20 protein-coding genes and 1 tRNA gene are annotated in these 20,412 nt (G+C 48.2%); 19 read left to right on the top strand and 2 right to left on the bottom strand.

Annotated elements, in window-relative coordinates:
• The first annotated feature begins 25 nt into the window (after positions 1-25).
• The 19 genes from ACESZH_RS18035 (at position 26) to ACESZH_RS17945 (ending at position 19,373) form a co-directional block, all read left to right on the top strand.
• Complete coding sequence (locus ACESZH_RS18035) at positions 26-613, top strand: HD domain-containing protein (RefSeq protein WP_373218126.1); 588 nt, start codon at positions 26-28, stop codon at positions 611-613.
• Between the two features lie 16 nt (positions 614-629).
• Entirely contained in the window at positions 630-1,691 is a 1,062-nt protein-coding gene (locus ACESZH_RS18030; protein WP_373218128.1) for an L-threonylcarbamoyladenylate synthase, read from the top strand.
• On the top strand, positions 1,692-2,123 hold the full coding sequence (rpiB, locus tag ACESZH_RS18025) for a ribose 5-phosphate isomerase B (RefSeq protein ID WP_373218130.1): 432 nt from the start codon (positions 1,692-1,694) through the stop codon (positions 2,121-2,123).
• A 42-nt stretch (positions 2,124-2,165) separates the two neighbouring features.
• On the top strand, positions 2,166-2,660 hold the full coding sequence (locus ACESZH_RS18020; RefSeq protein ID WP_373218132.1) for a cytidine/deoxycytidylate deaminase family protein: 495 nt from the start codon (positions 2,166-2,168) through the stop codon (positions 2,658-2,660).
• Positions 2,661-3,069: 409 nt separating this feature from the next.
• Complete coding sequence (proS, locus tag ACESZH_RS18015) at positions 3,070-4,509, top strand: proline--tRNA ligase (RefSeq protein ID WP_373218134.1); 1,440 nt, start codon at positions 3,070-3,072, stop codon at positions 4,507-4,509.
• A gap of 18 nt (positions 4,510-4,527) precedes the next feature.
• On the top strand, positions 4,528-5,862 hold the full coding sequence (locus tag ACESZH_RS18010) for a CCA tRNA nucleotidyltransferase (protein WP_373218135.1): 1,335 nt from the start codon (positions 4,528-4,530) through the stop codon (positions 5,860-5,862).
• A 37-nt stretch (positions 5,863-5,899) separates the two neighbouring features.
• Entirely contained in the window at positions 5,900-6,883 is a 984-nt protein-coding gene (locus tag ACESZH_RS18005) for a CotS family spore coat protein (RefSeq protein WP_373218136.1), read from the top strand.
• 297 nt (positions 6,884-7,180) lie between these two features.
• The gene (locus ACESZH_RS18000; protein ID WP_373218138.1) at positions 7,181-8,914 is read left to right on the top strand and encodes a phospho-sugar mutase; all 1,734 of its coding nucleotides are present in this window, start codon (positions 7,181-7,183) and stop codon (positions 8,912-8,914) included.
• Between the two features lie 3 nt (positions 8,915-8,917).
• A complete protein-coding gene (locus ACESZH_RS17995; protein ID WP_373218140.1) occupies positions 8,918-9,316 on the top strand; it encodes a MazG nucleotide pyrophosphohydrolase domain-containing protein in 399 nt (132 codons plus the stop codon).
• 131 nt (positions 9,317-9,447) lie between these two features.
• Entirely contained in the window at positions 9,448-9,726 is a 279-nt protein-coding gene (locus ACESZH_RS17990; protein ID WP_373218141.1) for an HU family DNA-binding protein, read from the top strand.
• Between the two features lie 189 nt (positions 9,727-9,915).
• Positions 9,916-10,155 (top strand): RNA-binding S4 domain-containing protein, encoded by a 240-nt coding sequence (locus tag ACESZH_RS17985; protein WP_373218143.1) that lies wholly within the window; start codon positions 9,916-9,918, stop codon positions 10,153-10,155.
• Positions 10,156-10,243: 88 nt separating this feature from the next.
• A complete protein-coding gene (yabP, locus tag ACESZH_RS17980; RefSeq protein WP_373218145.1) occupies positions 10,244-10,525 on the top strand; it encodes a sporulation protein YabP in 282 nt (93 codons plus the stop codon).
• Positions 10,526-10,528: 3 nt separating this feature from the next.
• A complete protein-coding gene (gene yabQ / locus ACESZH_RS17975) occupies positions 10,529-11,023 on the top strand; it encodes a spore cortex biosynthesis protein YabQ (protein ID WP_373218146.1) in 495 nt (164 codons plus the stop codon).
• The gene (locus ACESZH_RS17970) at positions 10,977-11,291 is read left to right on the top strand and encodes a septum formation initiator family protein (protein WP_373218147.1); all 315 of its coding nucleotides are present in this window, start codon (positions 10,977-10,979) and stop codon (positions 11,289-11,291) included. Before yabQ ends, ACESZH_RS17970 begins: the two co-directional genes overlap by 47 nt.
• A gap of 151 nt (positions 11,292-11,442) precedes the next feature.
• Positions 11,443-12,936, top strand: coding sequence for a SpoIIE family protein phosphatase (locus ACESZH_RS17965; protein WP_373218149.1), 1,494 nt, complete (start codon positions 11,443-11,445; stop codon positions 12,934-12,936).
• Between the two features lie 53 nt (positions 12,937-12,989).
• Entirely contained in the window at positions 12,990-14,387 is a 1,398-nt protein-coding gene (gene tilS, locus ACESZH_RS17960; RefSeq protein ID WP_373218150.1) for a tRNA lysidine(34) synthetase TilS, read from the top strand.
• Positions 14,384-14,917, top strand: coding sequence for a hypoxanthine phosphoribosyltransferase (hpt, locus tag ACESZH_RS17955; protein WP_373218152.1), 534 nt, complete (start codon positions 14,384-14,386; stop codon positions 14,915-14,917). Before tilS ends, hpt begins: the two co-directional genes overlap by 4 nt.
• Positions 14,918-14,941: 24 nt before the next feature.
• A complete protein-coding gene (gene ftsH / locus ACESZH_RS17950) occupies positions 14,942-16,789 on the top strand; it encodes an ATP-dependent zinc metalloprotease FtsH (RefSeq protein ID WP_373218154.1) in 1,848 nt (615 codons plus the stop codon).
• A 457-nt stretch (positions 16,790-17,246) separates the two neighbouring features.
• Positions 17,247-19,373 carry a glycoside hydrolase family 13 protein gene (locus ACESZH_RS17945; RefSeq protein WP_373218156.1) on the top strand — a complete coding sequence of 709 codons (2,127 nt, stop codon included), beginning with the start codon at positions 17,247-17,249 and terminating at the stop codon, positions 19,371-19,373.
• Between the two features lie 116 nt (positions 19,374-19,489).
• On the opposite strand, the gene ACESZH_RS17940 is transcribed toward ACESZH_RS17945, so the two are convergent.
• Positions 19,490-20,239, bottom strand: coding sequence for a sulfite exporter TauE/SafE family protein (locus tag ACESZH_RS17940; protein ID WP_373218158.1), 750 nt, complete (start codon positions 20,237-20,239; stop codon positions 19,490-19,492).
• Positions 20,240-20,335: 96 nt separating this feature from the next.
• Positions 20,336-20,411 (bottom strand) — tRNA-Tyr (locus ACESZH_RS17935).
• Position 20,412 lies beyond the last annotated feature (1 nt).

The following is a 20,412-nucleotide window of genomic DNA, read 5'->3' as shown; positions in this document are numbered from 1 at the left end:
TATTACATTTAAAGGAGGAGTTGGCATGAGCATTACAAATGATTTGTACAAAAAAATGGTTTCCTTCTATAACGGAGATCCGGAGCATATTCAGCATTTTGTAAAGGTACACAGCTTTGCAAGGCTGATCGGAGAGGAAGAAGGGCTTGACGAAAAAACACAGTTTATTCTGGAAACAGCAGCTCTTGTCCACGATATCGGTATTAAGCCCTCCATGGAGAAATACGGAAGTTCAGCAGGCAAATATCAGGAAAAAGAAGGACCGGCCTATGCAAAAGAAATGCTGGAGGAGCTGGGCTATGAGTCTGACGTGGTGGAACGTGTCTGCTATCTGGTGGGGCATCATCACACATATACGGATATAGACGGGCTGGACTACCAGATCCTGGTAGAAGCGGATTTTTTGGTGAATTATTTTGAAAACGGAAATTCTACGGATAACATTAAATTAAGTGTGGAAAAAATCTTCCGCACGGATGCCGGAAAGGCAATTGCAAAAGAGATGTTCTTCCCGGATCCGGCTCCCTTTGTGATGTCTGATACCTGGGCCCAGGATGCCCTGCAGGATCTGGAGGATTTCATCGAGGAGCAGGGAATTTATATCAGACAGTAAAGAAGGCAGGACAGAGATGAGAGCAGAAATTGTATCCATGACAGCGGACAACCTGGACGAAAATGCCATTGCCCGTGCAGGAGAAATTCTGAAAAAAGGCGGGCTTGTGGCGTTTCCCACAGAGACTGTGTACGGTCTGGGGGGAGATGCCCTGAATCCGTTATCTTCTAAAAAAATTTATGCAGCAAAGGGGCGGCCGTCTGATAATCCGCTGATCATACATATTGCCGATATGGACAGTTTGGACAGGATCGTAAAGGAAGTTCCGGAAAAAGCAATGCTTCTGGCGGAAAAATTCTGGCCGGGACCACTGACCATGATTTTTCAGAAGTCAGATCAGGTACCTATGGAAACTACAGGCGGGCTGGACAGTGTGGCGGTACGTTTTCCAAGCGATGGTGTGGCGGCTGCTCTGATCCGGGCTGCCGGAGGATATGTGGCAGCGCCCAGCGCCAACACATCCGGTCGGCCAAGTCCTACTACAGCAGAGCATGTGGAAGAGGATCTTGGGGATGCGATTGATATGATCATTGACGGCGGTGCGGTGGGAATCGGACTGGAATCTACGATCGTGGATTTCACGGAAGAGGTTCCGGTTGTTTTAAGGCCGGGCTATATTTCTCTGGAGATGCTCAAGGCTGTTCTTGGGGAAGTGAGGATGGATAAGGGGCTGATCAGCCCGGACAGCAAGATTCATCCAAAAGCTCCGGGAATGAAGTACCGTCATTATGCGCCAAAGGCAGAACTTTCCATTGTGGAGGGGGAAACGGAGGCTGTGACAGAGGCTATTAACCGTTTTGCGTTGGCAGCAGAGGAGAGAGAGGAACAGATAGGAATCATTGCAACAGAGGAGACCTTTTCGAGATATCCCAGAGGCATTGTGAAATGTATCGGCAGCAGGGAAGAGGAAGAAACCATTGCACATAATCTTTACGAGGTGCTGAGAGAGTTCGACCAGTGCCAGGTAAGTGAGATATATTCCGAGGCATTTTATACGCCAAGGATGGGACAGGCAATTATGAACCGGCTGTTAAAGGCGGCGGGGCATAAAATAATTCATGTACAGGGGGAAAAGTAAATGTTGGCAATAGGCTGCGATCATGGTGGTTATGAACTGAAACTGGAGATTGAGAAATATCTGGATGAAAAGGGGATTGCATATGAGGATTTCGGCTGTGACAGTACCGCTTCCGTAGATTATCCGGTGTATGCAAAAAAAGTATGTCAGGCGATTCTGGACGGAAGATGCGATAAGGGAATCCTGATCTGCGGAACCGGCATTGGTATTTCCATCACTGCTAATAAGTTTAAGGGAATCCGTGCAGCTCTCTGCACAGACTGCTTCTGTGCGGAAGCCACAAGACAGCATAATGATGCCAATGTTCTGGCACTTGGCGGCAGAGTGGTTGGGCCGGGGCTTGCGCTGAAGATCGTGGAAACCTTTTTGAATACGCCGTTTTCGGGGGATGAGCGGCATATGAGAAGGATCGGGCAGATTGAACAGGAATAAAAAGAGAAGGCAAAAGGTAATGTGACCAAGGAGGGTTTTTACATGGGAGACAAGAATCAGAAAAGAGAGGGATATCTCACCTGGGACGAATACTTTATGGGGGTTGCAGTCCTTTCGGGAATGCGTTCCAAGGATCCGAATTCACAGGTAGGCTGCTGTATCGTAAGCGAGGACAATAAGATTTTATCCATGGGTTATAACGGATTTCCCAAGGGATGCTCTGATGATGAATTTCCCTGGGCCAGAGAGGGAGAGCCGCTTGATACCAAGTATCTCTATGTGACCCATAGCGAATTAAATGCGATTTTGAACTATAGAGGCGGCAGTCTGGAAGGGGCAAAGCTCTATGTGTCCCTTTTCCCCTGTAACGAGTGTGCCAAGGCCATCATTCAGGCGGGAATCAAGACCATTGTATACGACTGCGACAAATATGCGGATACGCCTTCCGTGATAGCGTCCAAGAAAATGCTGGATGCGGCGGGTGTACGTTACTATAAATACAGTCGTACCGGGAGAAAGATTGAGCTGGATGTGTGAGAAACCCTCTTGACACAAACGGAAAATTCGCATAGAATATCCATAAATGCGAAATATTACGGCGATGAAGAGAATAGTACATGAGGAGCAATCTCAGAGAGGAGTCCCGAAGTCTTTCCGGCAGGTGCCAGCGTAGGTGCGGGCAGAGGCCAAAAGGCGGTGGTGTGAGGATTCTGTGCGTGAATCATGGAACCGGCCTCGGAGCCCCGCACAATTGAAGTGCGGCGTATTCCGGCGTTAGCGGAAATTGAGAGAGCATTGCGCAGGCATTTTGCGTAAGGCTAATTAGGGTGGTACCGCCGAAGCTTTTCGGTCCCTTGTGAGGGATGGAAGGGCTTCTTTTTTGTTTACAGAAAGACGCTCTCGTATCCCGGAAAACTCATTCAATCACAAAAAAGGAGAAAAAATCATGGCAAAAGAAAAGAAATTGGTAGAAGCCATCACCTCTATGGAAGAGGATTTTGCCCAGTGGTACACAGACGTGGTGAAAAAAGCAGAGCTGTGCGACTACACCAGCGTGAAGGGCTGCATGGTGATCAAACCGGCAGGCTATGCTATCTGGGAAAACATTCAGAACGAGCTTGACCGCAGATTTAAGGAGACAGGCGTACAGAACGTTTATATGCCTCTGTTTATTCCGGAGTCCCTTCTGCAGAAGGAAAAGGATCATGTGGAAGGATTTGCGCCGGAGGTGGCATGGGTAACGCACGGCGGACTGGAACCGCTGCAGGAACGTCTCTGTGTACGTCCTACCTCCGAAACACTGTTCTGCGATTTTTATCAGAAGGAAATCCAGTCCCACAGGGATCTGCCAAAGGTATACAACCAGTGGTGCTCCGTAGTGCGTTGGGAAAAGACCACCCGTCCTTTCCTGCGTTCCCGTGAGTTCTTATGGCAGGAAGGTCATACAGCACACGCAACCGCAGAGGAAGCTGAGGAGCGTACCATTCAGATGCTGAATGTATATGCGGATTTCTGCGAGGAGGTTCTTGCCATTCCTGTTGTAAAGGGACAGAAGACAGACAAAGAGAAATTTGCAGGTGCAGAGGCAACCTATACCATCGAGTCCCTGATGCACGACGGAAAAGCTCTGCAGTCCGGTACAAGCCACAACTTCGGTGACGGCTTTGCAAAAGCCTTCGGCATCCAGTATACAGACAAAAACAACCAGTTACAGTATGTACACCAGACCTCCTGGGGCATGACCACACGTATGATCGGCGCACTTATCATGGTTCACGGCGACAACAGCGGACTTGTGCTGCCTCCGAGAATCGCACCTACCCAGGCTGTGATCATTCCGATCCAGCAGCGCAAGGAAGGTGTGCTGGAAAAAGCGGATGAGCTTTACAGTGTGCTGAAAGCAGCAGGAATCCGCGTAAAGGTGGACGATACGGACAAGAGCCCGGGATTCAAGTTTGCAGAGCAGGAAATGCGCGGTATACCGGTTCGTATCGAGTGCGGACCAAAGGATATCGAAGCCGGACAGGCTGTGATCTGCCGCCGCGATACAAGAGAAAAATATACCGTAAAATTTGAGGGGCTTGCAGATAAGGTGCAGGAGATCCTGGATACCATGCAGCATGATATGCTGGAAAAAGCACGCGCACACCGCGATGCACACACCTATGTGGCAACGAACTACGAGGAGTTTAAGGATACCATCGTAAACAAGCCTGGTTTTGTAAAAGCAATGTGGTGCGGCTGCCAGGAGTGCGAGGACAAGATCAAAGAAGATGTGCAGGCAACTTCAAGATGTATGCCTTTTGACCAGGAGCAGTTAAGCGATGTCTGCGTCTGCTGCGGAAAACCGGCTAAGAAGATGGTTTACTGGGGAAGAGCGTACTAAAGAAAGAGTAGAAACAGCATGAGATTTGAGATTCCATCAAAGGTAGAAACGATCATTCAAACATTAGAGGAAGCAGGCTTTGAAGCATATGCGGTAGGAGGCTGTGTGAGAGACACCATTCTGGGGAGGACGCCGGACGACTGGGATATCACCACGTCTGCCGCACCGGAGCAGGTGAAGGCACTGTTTCGCCGTACGGTAGACACAGGTCTAAAGCATGGCACTGTGACAGTTATGATGGAAAAAGAAGGTTTTGAGGTAACCACCTATCGTCTGGATGGGGAATACGAGGATGGCCGTCACCCAAAGGAGGTCACCTTTACCGCAAGCCTGGAAGAAGACTTGAAAAGACGTGATTTTACCATCAATGCCATGGCATATAACCCGGACAGGGGACTTGTGGACTTATTTGGAGGGATCGCGGACCTGGAGCGGAAGATCATCCGCTGTGTGGGAAATCCTTTGGAGCGCTTTACGGAGGATGCGCTGCGCATTATGAGAGCAGTACGGTTCAGCGCCCAGCTTGGATTTGAGATTGAGGAAAAGACAAAGGAAGCCCTGGGCGTTCTGGCACCTAATCTGAAGCATGTAAGTGCAGAGCGCATCCAGGTGGAGCTGGTGAAGCTCCTCGTGTCCCCACACCCGGACTATCTGCGCACGGCATATGAGGCCGGGATCACAAGAGAGTTTCTGCCCGAGTTTGATGCCTGCATGGAAACAGCCCAGAATACGCCTCATCACTGTTTTACAGTGGGAGAACACACCCTCCATGCCCTGGCAAATATCCGGGCAGACCGTGTCCTGCGCCTTACCATGCTGCTTCACGATATTGGAAAGCCGGCAGTGAAAAAAACAGATGAAAACGGTCGGGATCATTTTAAGACTCATGGACCTGCTGGTGAGAGGATGGCCCATACCTTCCTCCGCCGGCTGAAATTTGACAATGACACTATAAAAAAAGTATGCCGTCTGATCAAATGGCATGATTTGCGTCCGCTGCCTCAGGAGACAGAGGTGCGAAGAGCCATTTACACAATAGGGGAGGATCTGTTTCCGCTGTATCTGGAGGTGCAGCGAGCGGATATGCTGGCCCAGAGCCAGTACAAACGGCAGCAGAAGCAGGCACGTCTGGACGGGGTGGTGCAGCTTTACCGGGATATTACGGCCCGTGGAGATTGTGTCTCCCTGAAAACCCTGGCAGTGACCGGGACAGATTTGATCGCTGCAGGCATAAAGCCCGGAAAACAGATCGGGGAGATACTGGACAGGCTTTTACAGGAGGTTCTGGAGAATCCGGAGCTGAATGAGAAGGACCTGCTGTTATCCAGAATATCCCCCGGATCCCTCTCATAAGATAAAAGGTACAAACCAATATGAGGGGGACGAACCATTGTATGATTACGGACTCAGTACCTTGACCCAATACGGTCTGACCGCCGAAACTACGACCCGAACCCGCGGCGCTTTGCTGTGCCGCACGGAGCGGGGGCTTTTGCTTCTAAGGGAGTTTCACGGCTCCGAAAAAAAACTTCAGGCTCAGCAGGAGCTTCTTTTGGAACTACAGTCCGGGGGAATGAATGTAGACCCTTATCTTATGAACCAGTCAGGTTCTCTTATCACATCGGATAAAGACAATATTCCATACACTCTGCAAATCTGGTATGAAGGCCGCGAGTGCGATACCAAATCACGTGAGGATATCCTGAAAAGTGTCCGCACCCTTGCACGCCTACATAAATCCATGAAATTATCCCTGAACGAAACTTATATGGAAAAATCACTTCAGGACGAATATACCCGCCACAACCAGGAAATCCGAAAAATCCGGAAATACATCAGGCAGAAAGGACCGTCCAATGCTTTTGAGAAGGATTTTCTTGCGAGCGTAGGCTGGTTTTTAAAAAAAGGCGAGGAGGCGCTTCAGATGCTGGCGGATTCCGGCTATGAGGAGCTTCGGAAGGCATCCATGGAGGAAGGGCGTGTCTGCCACGGCGAGTATAACCAGCATAACGTTCTAATGATAAAGGGCGGAACTGCGGTCACCAATTTCGGGCGGTGGAGCTTTGACATCCAGATGGCTGACCTTTACCGCTTTATGCGCAAAATCCTGGAAAAATATAACTGGGATCTGGGACTGGCAGGGGAAATGCTGAGAACTTACCACCAGGTCAAACCCATCACTCCCTCGGAATGGCAGAATCTGAAAGTGCGGTTTACTTATCCGGAAAAATACTGGAAGCTTGCAAACTACTATTTTTCCCATAACAAGGCCTGGATTTCCGAGAAAAATGTGGAAAAGCAGAGAAAATTTATTGCCCAGCAGGAAGTGTGGGGAGCTTTTCCGGAAAAGTGTTTCGGGAGATATCCCTTCTGAGCGGCAACGGAAATAAAACTGCCGGATCCCCTTGATTTTGCTTTATTTTTCTTGGGAAGTGTTATATAATAGAAGAAAATTACGTAACCTTTCGGCGCTGCCGGAGGGGTTACTGTTCACTCCGTTCACAGTAACACGCTCCGCGAGATGCACAGAAATCGCATTCATGCGATTTCGCGCCTGCAATTCTCGGGTTTTATGTGACCTTTGCTCACATAAAACGTCTCGCGGGATATCCCGAGTGAGCAGTACCCCGGAGGGTTACAAAATACTAGGTATTAGGGAGGTACTTTAGAAATGGATTATAAAGAGGTTTATAATCAGTGGCTGGAAAACCCGTATTTTGACGAGGCTACAAAAGCAGAATTAGCTGCTATCAAGGATGATGAGAACGAGATAAAAGAGCGTTTCTACATGGATTTGGAATTCGGTACAGCAGGTCTGCGCGGAATCATCGGAGCAGGAACTAACCGTATGAACATCTACGTGGTAAGACGCGCTACACAGGGACTTGCAAACTATATCTTAAAGGTTGGGAAAGAATCTCAGGGCGTGGCAATTGCTTATGATTCCCGCCACATGTCTCCGGAATTTGCACAGGAAGCAGCACTCTGCCTGGCAGCAAACGGCATCAAGGCTTACATTTTCGGGACACTGAGACCGACTCCGGAGTTGTCCTTTGCAGTTCGTCATTTAGGCTGCGCAGCCGGAATCAACATCACAGCAAGCCATAACCCGCCGGAATACAATGGCTATAAAGTATACTGGGAGGACGGCGCACAGATCACACCGCCTCACGACACCGGTATCATGGGCGAAGTAAAGGCTATCGCTGACTGGAACACCGTAAAGACCATGGACAAGGCAGAAGCAGAGAAAGCCGGACTTTTCGAGGTGATCGGACAGGCTATCGACGATGCTTATATGGCAGAACTGAAGAAACAGGTCATCCACATGGATGCTATCGAAGCAGAGGGCAAAAACCTGAAGATCGTTTACTCACCTCTTCATGGAACTGGAAATATCCCTGCAAGAAGAATCCTGAAAGAACTTGGCTTTGAGAATGTTCATGTAGTAAAAGAGCAGGAGCTTCCTGACGGAGATTTCCCGACTGTAAGCTATCCGAACCCTGAGGCAGCAGAAGCTTTTGAGCTTGGCTTAAAGCTTGCAAAAGAAATTGATGCAGACCTGGTTCTGGCTACAGACCCGGATGCAGACCGTCTCGGTGTCCGCGTAAAAGACAAAAACGGCGAATACCATGACCTGACCGGAAACATGTCCGGATGCCTTCTTGCAAACTATGAGATCAGCCAGAGAAAGGCTGTGAACGGAGGTCTTCCGGAGGACGGCGCTCTGATTAAGACGATCGTAACCACAAACCTGGCAGATGCCATTGCAAAGGGTTACGGCGTAAATCTGATCGAAGTTCTCACCGGATTCAAGTTCATCGGACAGCAGATCCTTGGATTTGAGAACAGCGGAAAGGGCACATACCTCTTTGGATTTGAGGAGAGCTACGGCTGCCTGATCGGAACCTATGCGAGAGACAAGGATGCTATCGTTGCAACAATGGCTCTCTGCGAAGCTGCTGCATACTATAAGACACAGGGCAAGACTCTCTGGGATGCTATGATCGATATGTATGAGGAGTTTGGCTACTATAAGGATGCCATCCAGTCAGTGACCATGAAGGGTATCGAGGGATTGGAAAAGATCCAGGAGATCATGCGTACTCTCCGTGCAAATGCTCCGAAGGAGGTTGCAGGCTATCAGGTATTAAAGGTAAGAGATTACAAGGCAGATACCATTACAGATGTAGCTACCGGAGAGGTTACACCTACCGGACTTCCGAACTCCAACGTTCTGTACTATGATCTGACTGACGATGCATGGCTGTGCGTAAGACCGTCCGGAACAGAGCCGAAGGTTAAATTCTACTATGGAGTAAAGGGAAGCTCCCTGGCAGACGCTGATGAAAAATCCGATGCTATGGGTAAAGCCGTACTTGCTATGGTAGACGCGATGAAATAAGATATGGAAGAGCAGTGCGCAAAAGCCTTTTCCGAATTTACGGAGGTTGTCAGAAGGCTCAGGAAAGAATGTCCCTGGGACAGCACACAGACCCATGAAAGTCTGAAGCCTTGCCTGGTAAATGAAACACAGGAGGTGCTGGAGGCGATCGATATTCTGAATGCCGGGGGAAATGGGGACAATCTTTGCGAGGAGCTGGGAGATGTTCTTCTTTCCGTAGTCCTGCACAGTGTGATTGCGGAGGAAGAGGGGCTTTTTACCATGGAGGATGTCATTGCAGGTGTATCCGAAAAGATGAAATTCCGTCACCCAAGGATTTTTTCACCCCAGGATGAGGAAATATGTTCCTTATCCTGGGAGGAATTGAAAAAAAGGGAAAAGGCGCGCCGCAAAAAGCGGTAAAGTGTAAACTTCTAAGGAAAAACCTTGACAATAAAAGGCAAAAGGTATATATATAGAGGATAGAGCGCTGTCGCTTTCGGCAGATGCCATTAAACAAGAAAAGAGATTTCATCATTAGAGGAGGAAACACCATGAATAAAACAGAATTAGTAGCAGCTATGGCGAAAGAGACAAATTTATCAAAGAAAGATGTTGAAGCAGTTTTAAAATCTTTTATTGATGTTGTATCTGACGAACTGAAAAAAGGAGAAAAAGTTCAGTTAGTTGGCTTTGGTACTTTCGAAGTCAGCGAAAGAGCTGCTAGAGAGGGCAGAAATCCTCAGACTGGTGCGACTATGAAAATTGAAGCTTCCAAAGCTCCGAAATTTAAAGCAGGAAAAGCTTTAAAAGATATGGTTAATGAGAAATAATCAGAAAATGGCTGTGGGGGAACTTGGGTTCCCCCATTTTTCATGCTATAGGGTGTGCCCTATAGCATGAAAAACGCAGCTTACGCTGCGAGGATGCGCACTACGCGCAAGAGGAATATGGTTGCTGGCGCAACCGCGCTTCGGCGCGAGCGTGCGCCAAGGCGCACACTTTTTATTTAGGAGAAAATTATGCGTTTAGATAAATTCTTAAAGGTATCACGTCTTATCAAGAGAAGAACCGTGGCGAACGAAGCCTGCGATGCAGGGCGTGTTCTGGTAAACGACAAGGCAGCTAAGGCGTCTGTCCAGGTAAAGGTGGGCGATACCATTGAAATCCAGTTCGGAAGCCGCAATGTAAAGGTGGAAGTCCTGGATGTGAAAGAAACTGTAAAAAAAGAAGATGTAGAAAAACTCTACAGGTATCTCTGATAAGGGGAGAACGGGGAAAGGTCTATTTAGGGCTTTCCGGTCATAGACTAACAGTGAGCGACGTGTAAAAGCCCTGGGAGGAATGACCTTGGAGGAGAGAATGGCAAAGACACCCCACAGACTGAGCCTGGATGACCGTAAAAGCGGCACCCTGACAGGTGTGCGGGATGTAAGCTCCTTTGACGAAAAAGAAATCCTGCTTTTGACTGCAGAAGGAAAACTGTTGATAAAAGGGGAGCAGCTTCATGTAAAACGGCTGAACCTGGAAAAAGGAGAGGTGGATATCGAAGGTAGGGTGGATTCGCTGACCTATCTTTCAAAAAATACGGACAAAAAGGAAGAATCCCTTCTAAAAAGGATGTTCCGGTAACGTATGAGCAGCTATATCCACAATGAATTACTCCTTTTTTTTCAGTCCGTGTTCATGGGGGCCATGCTCCTTTTCTGTTACAGTTTTTTTACCGCCCTGAGGAGAGTGCTTCCCCATCATCCGACGGCGGTTATTGCAGAAGACCTGCTCTATTGGATTTCGGCAGGAATATGGGTGTTTGTCAGGATCTATACCACAAATCAGGGAATTTTGCGCAGCTTTCTGTTTTTAGGGCTTTTGCTGGGAGCGGTTCTGTGCAATGAGCTTTTCAGACCGCTGTTTGTCAGGATATGTGCAGGAATCCTGGCGATTCCTGTGGTTATTGCAAAAAAAATAATAAATAGGTTGCTATTTTGTGTTAAACGATGTAAAATTTTAATGAGTAACCTGGCGAAAAAACGGAAAAAGCGGCAAAATAAAAAGAAATCGCGGTTGAAAAGGGGCAGGAAGTTTGGGAAAATCAGAAAAAAAGGGCAGGAAAAAGAGAATAGGGTATAATCATCTTGGAATGCTCGGAATTGCGCTGGTTGTTCTGATACTTCTGGTTGGATTGATGCTCAAGAGCCAGGACCTGAAGGGGACGCTGGCTGTGTACAATGCCAGAGCCGCTTCCCTGGAGCAGGATATCGAGTCGGAGAAGGCACGTACCGAGGAGATTGAACAGCTCAGGGAATACATGCTTACAGACGAGTATGCGGAGCAGGTAGCCCGTGAGCGTCTGGGGCTTATCAAAGAAAACGAGATCGTATTTCAGGAAGAGAATTAGTGTAAATAACGAATATTAGGGTTTTCTGACGAAAACTTTTTCCGGGCATTCGCCCTGGTTTGACAGATATTTTGAATGACATCCCCTATAATAAGCACTTAATACGGAATATGTGAGAAGGCATAGGAAGAAATTAAGGGGAGGGGAGAACATGCAGGAATGGATTATTGCCATGCTCGTTATCAGCGTGCTGCTGGTTGTACGGGACATGGCAAAAACTATTTTGTCGGGGAGAAATGGAGAAATTCGGGAGATGCTGCCCCTGGAGGAGAACCATCCTCAAAAAGAAAAGGTACAGCGGTATGCCGCCTCTTTTCAAAAACTGGCAGACACCTTTTACGGAATGCCTTACCGGAAGGATTATTTAAGCAGCGGTCAGGTGGAGGCGATCGTGCGGGATACCTGCGACCGGGTATGCAGCCGGTGCTATCAGCGGGAAATCTGCTGGGGAGAGCAGGCTGGGAATATGTACCAGGGCGCAGAAACCATGATACGTGCCATGGAGGACGGGGAAGAGGAGACCATCCAAAAGGTAAAGAGCGACTGGATGAGTGTGTGCAGCCGTTTTTTACAGTTTTATGAGACAATGAATGACGGCTTTTCCAGAGAGAGGCAGAATCTGGTCTGGGATAACAGGATGATAGAAAGCCGCCTTGCAGTGGCACAGCAGCTTACGGAGATATCCAAGATCATGGAAATGGTAGCGGGCGACCTGTACGACATAGCCCAGGCAGAGCCCAAATTTACGGAGGAGCTGCGGAAATCCCTGAAAAAGCGCCATATTATTCTGCGGCAGGTTTGGGTGATGGATAAGGTGGAAGGCAGAAGGCAGGTCTTTCTCAATATGCGCGCCAGAAGCGGACAGTGTATCTCCATGAATGAGGTAGCACAATTGCTTTCCAGAGAATGTGGGACAGCCATGGCACCCATAAGCGGCAGCAGGTGCATTGTAAACGGTGAGTACCACACGGTTCATTTTGTGGAGGACGTGAGCTACCAGGTACTCTACGGTGTGGCAAAACTCACCAAGGAGCGGGAAAAGGTTTCCGGTGACAATTATATCTGCAGACAGGAAGAAGAGGGAAGATTTGTGATGTGCCTTTCTGATGGTATGGGCTCCGGTATGGAAGCCTGCCGGGAAAGCGAAGTGGTGGTGGAATTGCTGGAACAGTTTATGGAGTCTGGCTTTTCACAGGAAACCGCGGCAAAAATGGTAAATTCCGCTCTTGTTCTGAAGGGGCAGGAGGGAATGTTTTCCACAGTTGATATCTGTGCAGTGGATTTATATACCGGCATCTGCAATTTTTTAAAGGCGGGAGCGTCTGCCACTTTTATCAAGCGGGACCACTGGGTGGAGGCAATCGCCTCGGAAAGCCTTGCGGCAGGGCTGGTGCAGCAACTTGATTTTGAAACGTCTTCCCGGAAGCTTTACCATGGTGATTATCTGATCATGATGACAGACGGCGTGCTGGATGCTCTGCCTGTGGAACGGGAGGAGGAGACCATGAAGGAGATCATCATGGATGTCCACGAAGAAACGCCGAAGGAAATGAGCAGAGGAATCCTGGAGCGGGTGCTGGGCTACAGCGATTACTGCGCCAGGGATGATATGACCGTTCTGGTGGCAGGGCTGTGGAAAAAATAGTCTGTCGGTCACAGATAGTCGGTAACAAAAAAGCGGAAGAGGGCAGGAAAACGATGTACGAAAAGGTAAGAGACTACATAGAAGAGAACAAAATGATAGAATCAGGCTGTACGGTTCTTGCCGGAGTTTCCGGGGGTGGGGATTCCATGGCAATGCTCTCTTTTCTGAAAGATTATCAGAAGGAAAAAGAATTTACCCTCCTGGCTGTCCACATCCATCACGGCATCAGAGGGGAAGAGGCGGACAGGGACGAGGCGCTGGTGAAGCATACCTGCGAGAACTGGGGAATTCCCTATCGGATTTACCACTATCAGGTGCCGGAGCTTGCCAGAAAGCTGAAAACAGGATTGGAGGAGGCCGGAAGGCTGGCACGGAAGGAGGCTTTTGCGCTGGAAAAGAAACGCTTGGCACTTCCGGAGAGCCGGATGCGCATTGCGCTGGCGCATAACCAAAACGATCTGGCTGAGACTGTGATCCACAATCTGTGCAGAGGAAGCGGGCTTCGGGGACTTGCAGCCATGAGTCCGGCGGAAGGTTATATGATTCGTCCGGTTTTATGTTTAGAAAAGCGGGAAATTGGTGATTATTTAGAGAAGGAGCAGATTCCTTACATTCTTGACAGCTCCAACTTATCGGATGATTATACCAGAAATCGTATCCGTCATCATGTGCTGCCAGCGATGGAGGAAATGATCAATCCAAGGACAGCGGCTCATCTGGCAGAAACGGCAAGAGTTCTTTCACAGGCAGCGGCATATCTGGAAAAACAGGGGGAGGCTCTGCTTTGGCAAAATGGGACCATGATGCCGGGAGAAAACAGTTTTTTTCTTGAAAACGCATTTTTCGAAGGAGATGCAATTGTGGTATCCTGCGGATTGATAAAGCTTTTTGAGCTTTTGGCAGGAAAGCGAAAGGACTTCACCTCTGTCCATGTGTCTGATGTGATGAAACTGGCAGAAAAGCAGGTGGGCAAAAAGATTATGCTGCCCTATGGTTTGACCGCCAGAAGAGATTATAATGGAGTTATACTTTCCAAAGAGATGGAACAGAGCATGATAGACGGAGAATGGGAATTACTCGTCCCGGGAAGCTTAAGCTGCCCCCTGGGAAGATTTGAGGCAAAAATAATTTCATTCCGGAATCAGAAGATTGAAGAAAAAAAGTGTACGAAATGGCTGGATTATGATAAAATAAAATACAGCCTGTCCATCCGAACCAGAAGGACCGGGGATTTCCTGATCATAGACAGGAATGGCAGCAGAAAAAAGCTGAACCGCTGTCTGATAGACGAAAAAGTTCCGGCAGAGAAGAGAGACGGTATCCCTCTTGTGGCAGCGGGAAATGAGATCCTCTGGATCGTGGGAGGACGGATTAACGAGAAATACAAAATCACTCCGGAAACAAGGAGAATATTAGAATTGCAATACAAAGGAGGAATGGATTTATCATGAGTGAAAAAATCAGAGTTTTACTGGATGAAGAGCAGGTTGACAGCCGTATCCGGGAAATTGCCGAGCAGATCAGCAAAGATTATGCGGGAAAAGAAATCCATATGATCTGTGTGTTAAAGGGCGGCGTATTTTTTATGTGTGAGCTGGCAAAGAGGATTACCGTTCCGGTATCTCTGGACTTTATGTCCGTATCCAGCTACGGTGATGATACCAAGTCCAGCGGAGTTGTCCGAATTGTGAAGGATCTGGATCAGCCGCTGGAGGAAAAAGAGGTTCTGGTGGTGGAGGATATCATTGATTCCGGCAGAACCTTAAGCTACCTGCTTGACGTACTAAAGCGGCGTAATCCTAACAGCGTGAAGCTGTGTACGCTTCTTGATAAACCGGAACGCAGGGTGGTAAATGATGTAAATGTGGATTACTGCTGCTTCAACATTCCTGACGAATTTGTAGTGGGATATGGTCTGGACTATGCCCAGAAATACAGAAATCTTCCCTACATAGGCGTTGTAGAATTTGACGCAGACTAAATCCATGAAAGGAGATTTGAATAAGTGAATAAGCAGTCAGGCAGAATAGGCTTGTATCTGGTGTTGATTGTAGCTTTGATTGCTGGGTATCTGTATCTGAATGACCAGGTTGCCTCCCAGAGTGACTATACTATGGGGCAGCTTGAGCAGGCATTAAAAGACGGCAAGGTGTATGACGCAAGAATCCATCAGAATAATGAGGTTCCCACAGGCTCTGTGATCGTGGGCGTGACAGGGGAAGGCCAGAAACGTGTATATGTGACGGATGTAAAAGAGGCGGAAACGCTGCTTCGTGAGAGCGGCATTGATCCGGTGACGGATGATGTTCCGAAGGATAATGTATTTCTTACGACTCTTCTTCCGCTGTTGGTAACAGGAGGACTTATCATTTTCCTGATGCTGATGATGAACCGCCAGATGTCAGGAGGAGGCGGCAGCAATGCCAAAATGATGAATTTTGGAAAAAGCAGGGCGAGAATGTCTCTTCCGGATGACAAAAAGGTGACCTTCCAGAACGTTGCGGGTCTGCAGGAGGAAAAGGAAGACCTGGTAGAGGTTGTGGACTTTTTGAAATCCCCCCAGAAGTATACGAAGGTGGGAGCAAGGATTCCAAAGGGAGTTCTTCTTGTAGGACCTCCTGGAACAGGAAAAACCCTTCTGGCAAAAGCTGTTGCCGGAGAAGCCGGAGTTCCGTTTTTCTCTATCTCCGGTTCTGACTTTGTGGAAATGTTTGTAGGTGTGGGCGCATCCCGTGTCCGCGACCTCTTTGAAGAAGGAAAGCGTCACGCTCCCTGTATTATTTTCATTGATGAGATCGACGCGGTCGCCAGACAGCGAGGAACAGGAATGGGCGGCGGACATGACGAGAGAGAGCAGACCCTGAACCAGCTTCTTGTAGAGATGGACGGTTTCGGGGTAAACGAAGGCATCATTGTCATGGCAGCCACAAACCGTGTGGATATCCTGGATCCGGCTATCCTGCGTCCGGGACGCTTTGACCGTAAGGTGGCAGTAGGCCGCCCGGATATCAAGGGCAGAGAGGAAATCCTGCGCGTCCACGCAAAGGATAAGCCGCTGGGCGAGGATGTGGATCTTCGCCAGATCGCACAGACCACAGCAGGCTTTACAGGCGCAGACCTGGAAAATCTGTTAAACGAAGCCGCTATTGTGGCTGCAAAAGAAGGCCGCGCCTTTATCAAACAGCAGGATATTAAGAATTCCTTCATTAAAGTGGGAATCGGAGCCGAAAAGAGAAGCAAGGTCATTTCCGACAAGGAAAAAAAGATCACCGCATATCACGAGGCGGGCCATGCCATTTTATTCCACGTACTGCCGGATATGGAACCAGTATACACCATTTCCATCATCCCTACGGGAATGGGCGCAGCCGGATATACCATGCCCCTGCCGGAAAACGATGAGATGTTTAATACAAAAGGAAAAATGCTCCAGGATATCACCACCCTTCTGGGAGGCCGTGTGGCAGAGGAAATCATTTTCGGGGATATCACGACCGGAGCCTCCAATGACATCAAGCGTGCCACCAGCGAGGCCAGAGCCATGGTCACCAAATACGGCATGTCGGACAAGGTGGGCTTGATCGCCTACGGAAATGATGACGATGAAGTCTTCATCGGCAGAGACCTTGCCCATACAAGAGGCTACAGCGAGGAAATGGCAAAAGAAATCGACAGCGAGATCCACCGCATCATCGAAGAATGCCACGCCCATGCCAAGGAGATTATTTCCAGCCATATAGAAGTCCTTCATAACTGCGCAAGCCTCCTTTTAGAGAAGGAAAAGGTGCATCGCGAAGAGTTTGAGGCACTTTTTACAATGGAAAGTCAAAACCTTCCAGAAACCAATATATAGAATAACCAAAAAAGTGTGCCAAATTTTGTGAAGTTTGTGCACACTTTTCTATTGCCACATGGTATTATATAAACCGTAAAAACCCCCCAATACATTATATAGTTTTTGCTACACCCCATAAGAAGAAATACCTTCTCCAAAAAAGACAGCGTTAGCTGTCTTTTTTACGTAGTGCCTACATGCGCCATCCCCAACCGTACCTCCTGCCAAAACGTCCAAGTACAGTGTCTCCCTACCCTATACAGGCATTCTACCGTCAAGCAAGCGGGCCAAAGGGGGGAGCGCGAGGGGGCATTCGGCCTTCGCTCTCCGAGATTGCCCCCTCGCACCCTTTTAGTGAAATTGCCAGTCTCCCCCGGGTGAGATTTGTGAGATACACCAAATATTAACGGTTGTGGAATCATAAAAATTAAGTTAAAATAAAAAATATAATTTACTGAGAAGACGAGGTTTGACAATGAAACGGGAAAACGTAGATGTTACCAAAAGAATGCAATATATGCTTACTATGCGGCCAGTACTGAATAAAGATGCATTGTTTAGTGACGGCTCCGAATATTACAGATGTCCTGCAGAACCAAAAGCAGGAGAAACCGTAAAAATCCGGTTTCGTACGCAGAGAAATAATGTGGATATGGTTTATCTCGTTTATGAAGGCAAAAAGCAGGAGATGGAAATCTGCGGAACGTCAAACGGATTCGATTATTATGAGACAGAGATCATCATGGGAAACGAGATTCTGCGCTACCATTTCGAGGTAGTTTACGGATGGCTGACCTGCTATTATAACTACCAGGGCGTAAGTATGGACCATGAGAAGCGCATGGATTTTGAAATCTATCCGGGATACGATACACCCAAGTGGGCAAAAGGCGCTGTCATGTATCAGATTTTTGTAGACCGTTTTTGTAACGGTGACCCTTCCAATGATGTAGAAACGAGAGAATATTTCTACATCGGTGATGCCTCGGTACGGGTACATGACTGGGCAAAGATACCTGCTGTCATGGGCGTCCGCGAGTTTTGCGGCGGTGACCTGCAGGGTATCATGGATAAGCTGGACTATCTGCAGGACCTGGGTGTGGAGGTTATTTATCTGAATCCTATTTTTGTTTCACCCAGCAACCATAAATATGATATTCAGGATTATGATTACGTAGACCCTCATTACGGAAAAATTGTGGAGGACTGTGAGTGGGGAATCCTGGCAGAAGGTGACCGGGATAACGCCCATGCTGAAAAATTTATCAAGCGTGTGACAGACAAAAGAAATCTGGAGGCCAGCAATGCTCTTTTTGCCAATCTGGTAGGAGAGATCCACAAGCGCGGAATGAAGATCATTCTGGACGGCGTGTTTAACCATTGCGGTTCCTTTAACAAATGGCTTGACAGAGAACGGATATATGAAAATCAGGAGGGCTACGAAAAGGGAGCTTATATTTCCGCTGACAGCCCATACCGGTACTTTTTTAACTTTTATGACGAGAACCGCTGGCCCTACAACCCCTGCTATGACGGGTGGTGGACCCATGATACACTGCCGAAGCTGAATTATGAGGCATCCCGGGAGTTATATGATTACATCCTGCAGGTAGGGAAAAAATGGGTTTCTCCGCCCTATAATGTGGATGGATGGAGACTTGACGTTGCGGCGGATCTTGGTCACAGCAATGAGTTTAACCATCAGTTTTGGAAGGATTTCAGAAAGGCGGTAAAAGAAGCGAACCCCAATGCCATAATCCTGGCAGAGCACTACGGAAACCCGGAGAGCTGGCTTATGGGGGATGAGTGGGATACGGTTATGAACTACGATGCCTTCATGGAGCCTTTGACCTGGTTTTTGACTGGTATGGAAAAGCACAGCGATGAGTACAGGGAGGATCTGTACGGAAACAGTGATGCTTTTATCGGTGCCATGAAGAATAATATGCGTGCCCTTCATATGTCTGGTTTATACACTGCTATGAACGAGCTGTCAAACCATGACCATTCCAGGTTTCTTACAAGGACGAACCGTAGAGTGGGCAGGATTTCCTATGCAGGTGCGGAGGCTGCATCAGAGAATGTGAATCCGGCGGTGATGCGGGAAGCGGTAGCCGTGCAGATGACATGGCCGGGAGCGCCTACTGTATATTACGGTGATGAAGCCGGCGTCTGTGGCTTTACGGATCCGGACAACAGAAGGACTTATCCGTGGGGACATGAGGACAGGATGATGATCGATTTCCACCGGGATATGATCAGGATTCATAGGAGATATGAATTTTTGCGGGAAGGCTCTGTAAAGTTTTTGTGGAATGATTACCAGGGGCTTTGCTACGGAAGATTTTCTCATGAGGAAAGGCTGATTGTGATCCTGAACAACCGGGAGGAAGAGCGGGAAGTAGAAATTGAGGTCTGGAAGACAGGAATGAGCAGGCTGGAGGATGCTACGCTGACGAGAGTAATGCTTTCCTACAGGGAGGGTTATACCACAGAAGAATATGAGTATACGGCAAAAGCCGGTGTGCTGACAGTTACCATGCCGGCATACGGTGCGATGGTACTGTACCATAAGTGCCCTCACCCAACTCTGTTTCGCTGAGAATGAAAAGAACGGAATAAATAAAAGCTCCGGTATCAGGCAGAAAAAATCTGCAGGATACTGGAGCTTTTTCAATTTTTTCTTGTTTGCGCTGAGAGGATGCGCCGCCACATTTTTTAAATAAGCTCGCTTAAGGTTTTAGCGAAAAAGATGACCAATACAAGAAGGATAACGGGACGTACGATCTTTGTACCGTCTTTGGAGAATTGGTGGCTTCCTATGTAATTTCCTGCCATGTTGCAAAGCCCGGCGGCTATTCCAAGAGGCAGATATACCTTTTGGTTTATGAGAAAAACGGAAAGGGCAGCCAGGTTTGTGGTGAGATTGATCACTTTTGTGGTTCCGGCTGCATCCTGCAGGTTTAAGCGGCAAAGTCCTGTAAAGAGAAGGATCAGGAAGGTTCCGGTGCCGGGTCCGTAAATTCCGTCGTAAATGCCGATGACAAGGGAGACAAAGCAGCACAGCAGGATGGTGATGTTCAGCGGGTGTTTTTTAACATCGGGTCTTTCCAGATTTTTTTTACGCATAACGTAAAAGGCGATAAAAGGAAGGATCACAAGGATGATCATTTTTAAAACGCCTTCGCTGAGACCAAGACTTACATGGGCTCCGGTCCAGGAACCGATCAGGGCAGCCGCTATGCTGGGAAGGCAGATGTTCCATTTGACATAGCCCTGACGGAAGTAGTGGATGGTGGAAACGGTAGTTCCCATGGAAGAACTCATTTTGTTGGTGGCAATGGCGGTGTGGACAGGAAGGCCTGCAAACATATAGGCTGGCAGGGAAATCAGTCCGCCGCCACCTGCAATGGCGTCTACAAAGCCGGCAAGGAATACCAGGGGACAAACGATTAGGTATGAAAGCATGATGATATAGGCTCCTTTTCTTTTATTTTATTAAAATAAATGTAAGCTACGAAAACCCAGGAGGGGTGCTCCTGGGTTTTGGAAAGTATAGCATAGTGGATGGAGAAGGATTCGAACCTTCGAAGGCGTTGCCAACAGATTTACAGTCTGCCCCCTTTGGCCACTCGGGAATC

Origin of the sequence: Ruminococcus sp. 5_1_39BFAA (assembly GCF_964240875.1) — a bacterium.
In the GTDB taxonomy this organism is placed as follows: domain Bacteria; phylum Bacillota; class Clostridia; order Lachnospirales; family Lachnospiraceae; genus Blautia_A.
Note: the sequence above shows the minus strand (reverse complement) of the source record. Positions and strands in the feature narration are given on the sequence as shown.

Coding starts and splice junctions, on each gene's coding strand:
- proS (WP_373218134.1), top strand. CDS start 3,070: ATGGCAAAAGAAAAGAAATTGGTAGAAGCCATCACCTCTATGGAAGAG.
- rpiB (WP_373218130.1), top strand. CDS start 1,692: ATGTTGGCAATAGGCTGCGATCATGGTGGTTATGAACTGAAACTGGAG.
- tilS (WP_373218150.1), top strand. CDS start 12,990: ATGTACGAAAAGGTAAGAGACTACATAGAAGAGAACAAAATGATAGAA.
- ACESZH_RS18020 (WP_373218132.1), top strand. CDS start 2,166: ATGGGAGACAAGAATCAGAAAAGAGAGGGATATCTCACCTGGGACGAA.
- ACESZH_RS18030 (WP_373218128.1), top strand. CDS start 630: ATGAGAGCAGAAATTGTATCCATGACAGCGGACAACCTGGACGAAAAT.
- ACESZH_RS17990 (WP_373218141.1), top strand. CDS start 9,448: ATGAATAAAACAGAATTAGTAGCAGCTATGGCGAAAGAGACAAATTTA.
- ACESZH_RS17945 (WP_373218156.1), top strand. CDS start 17,247: ATGAAACGGGAAAACGTAGATGTTACCAAAAGAATGCAATATATGCTT.
- ACESZH_RS18000 (WP_373218138.1), top strand. CDS start 7,181: ATGGATTATAAAGAGGTTTATAATCAGTGGCTGGAAAACCCGTATTTT.
- ACESZH_RS17965 (WP_373218149.1), top strand. CDS start 11,443: ATGCAGGAATGGATTATTGCCATGCTCGTTATCAGCGTGCTGCTGGTT.
- hpt (WP_373218152.1), top strand. CDS start 14,384: ATGAGTGAAAAAATCAGAGTTTTACTGGATGAAGAGCAGGTTGACAGC.
- ACESZH_RS17940 (WP_373218158.1), bottom strand. CDS start 20,239: ATGCTTTCATACCTAATCGTTTGTCCCCTGGTATTCCTTGCCGGCTTT.
- ACESZH_RS18010 (WP_373218135.1), top strand. CDS start 4,528: ATGAGATTTGAGATTCCATCAAAGGTAGAAACGATCATTCAAACATTA.
- ACESZH_RS18035 (WP_373218126.1), top strand. CDS start 26: ATGAGCATTACAAATGATTTGTACAAAAAAATGGTTTCCTTCTATAAC.
- ACESZH_RS17985 (WP_373218143.1), top strand. CDS start 9,916: ATGCGTTTAGATAAATTCTTAAAGGTATCACGTCTTATCAAGAGAAGA.
- ACESZH_RS17995 (WP_373218140.1), top strand. CDS start 8,918: ATGGAAGAGCAGTGCGCAAAAGCCTTTTCCGAATTTACGGAGGTTGTC.
- yabQ (WP_373218146.1), top strand. CDS start 10,529: ATGAGCAGCTATATCCACAATGAATTACTCCTTTTTTTTCAGTCCGTG.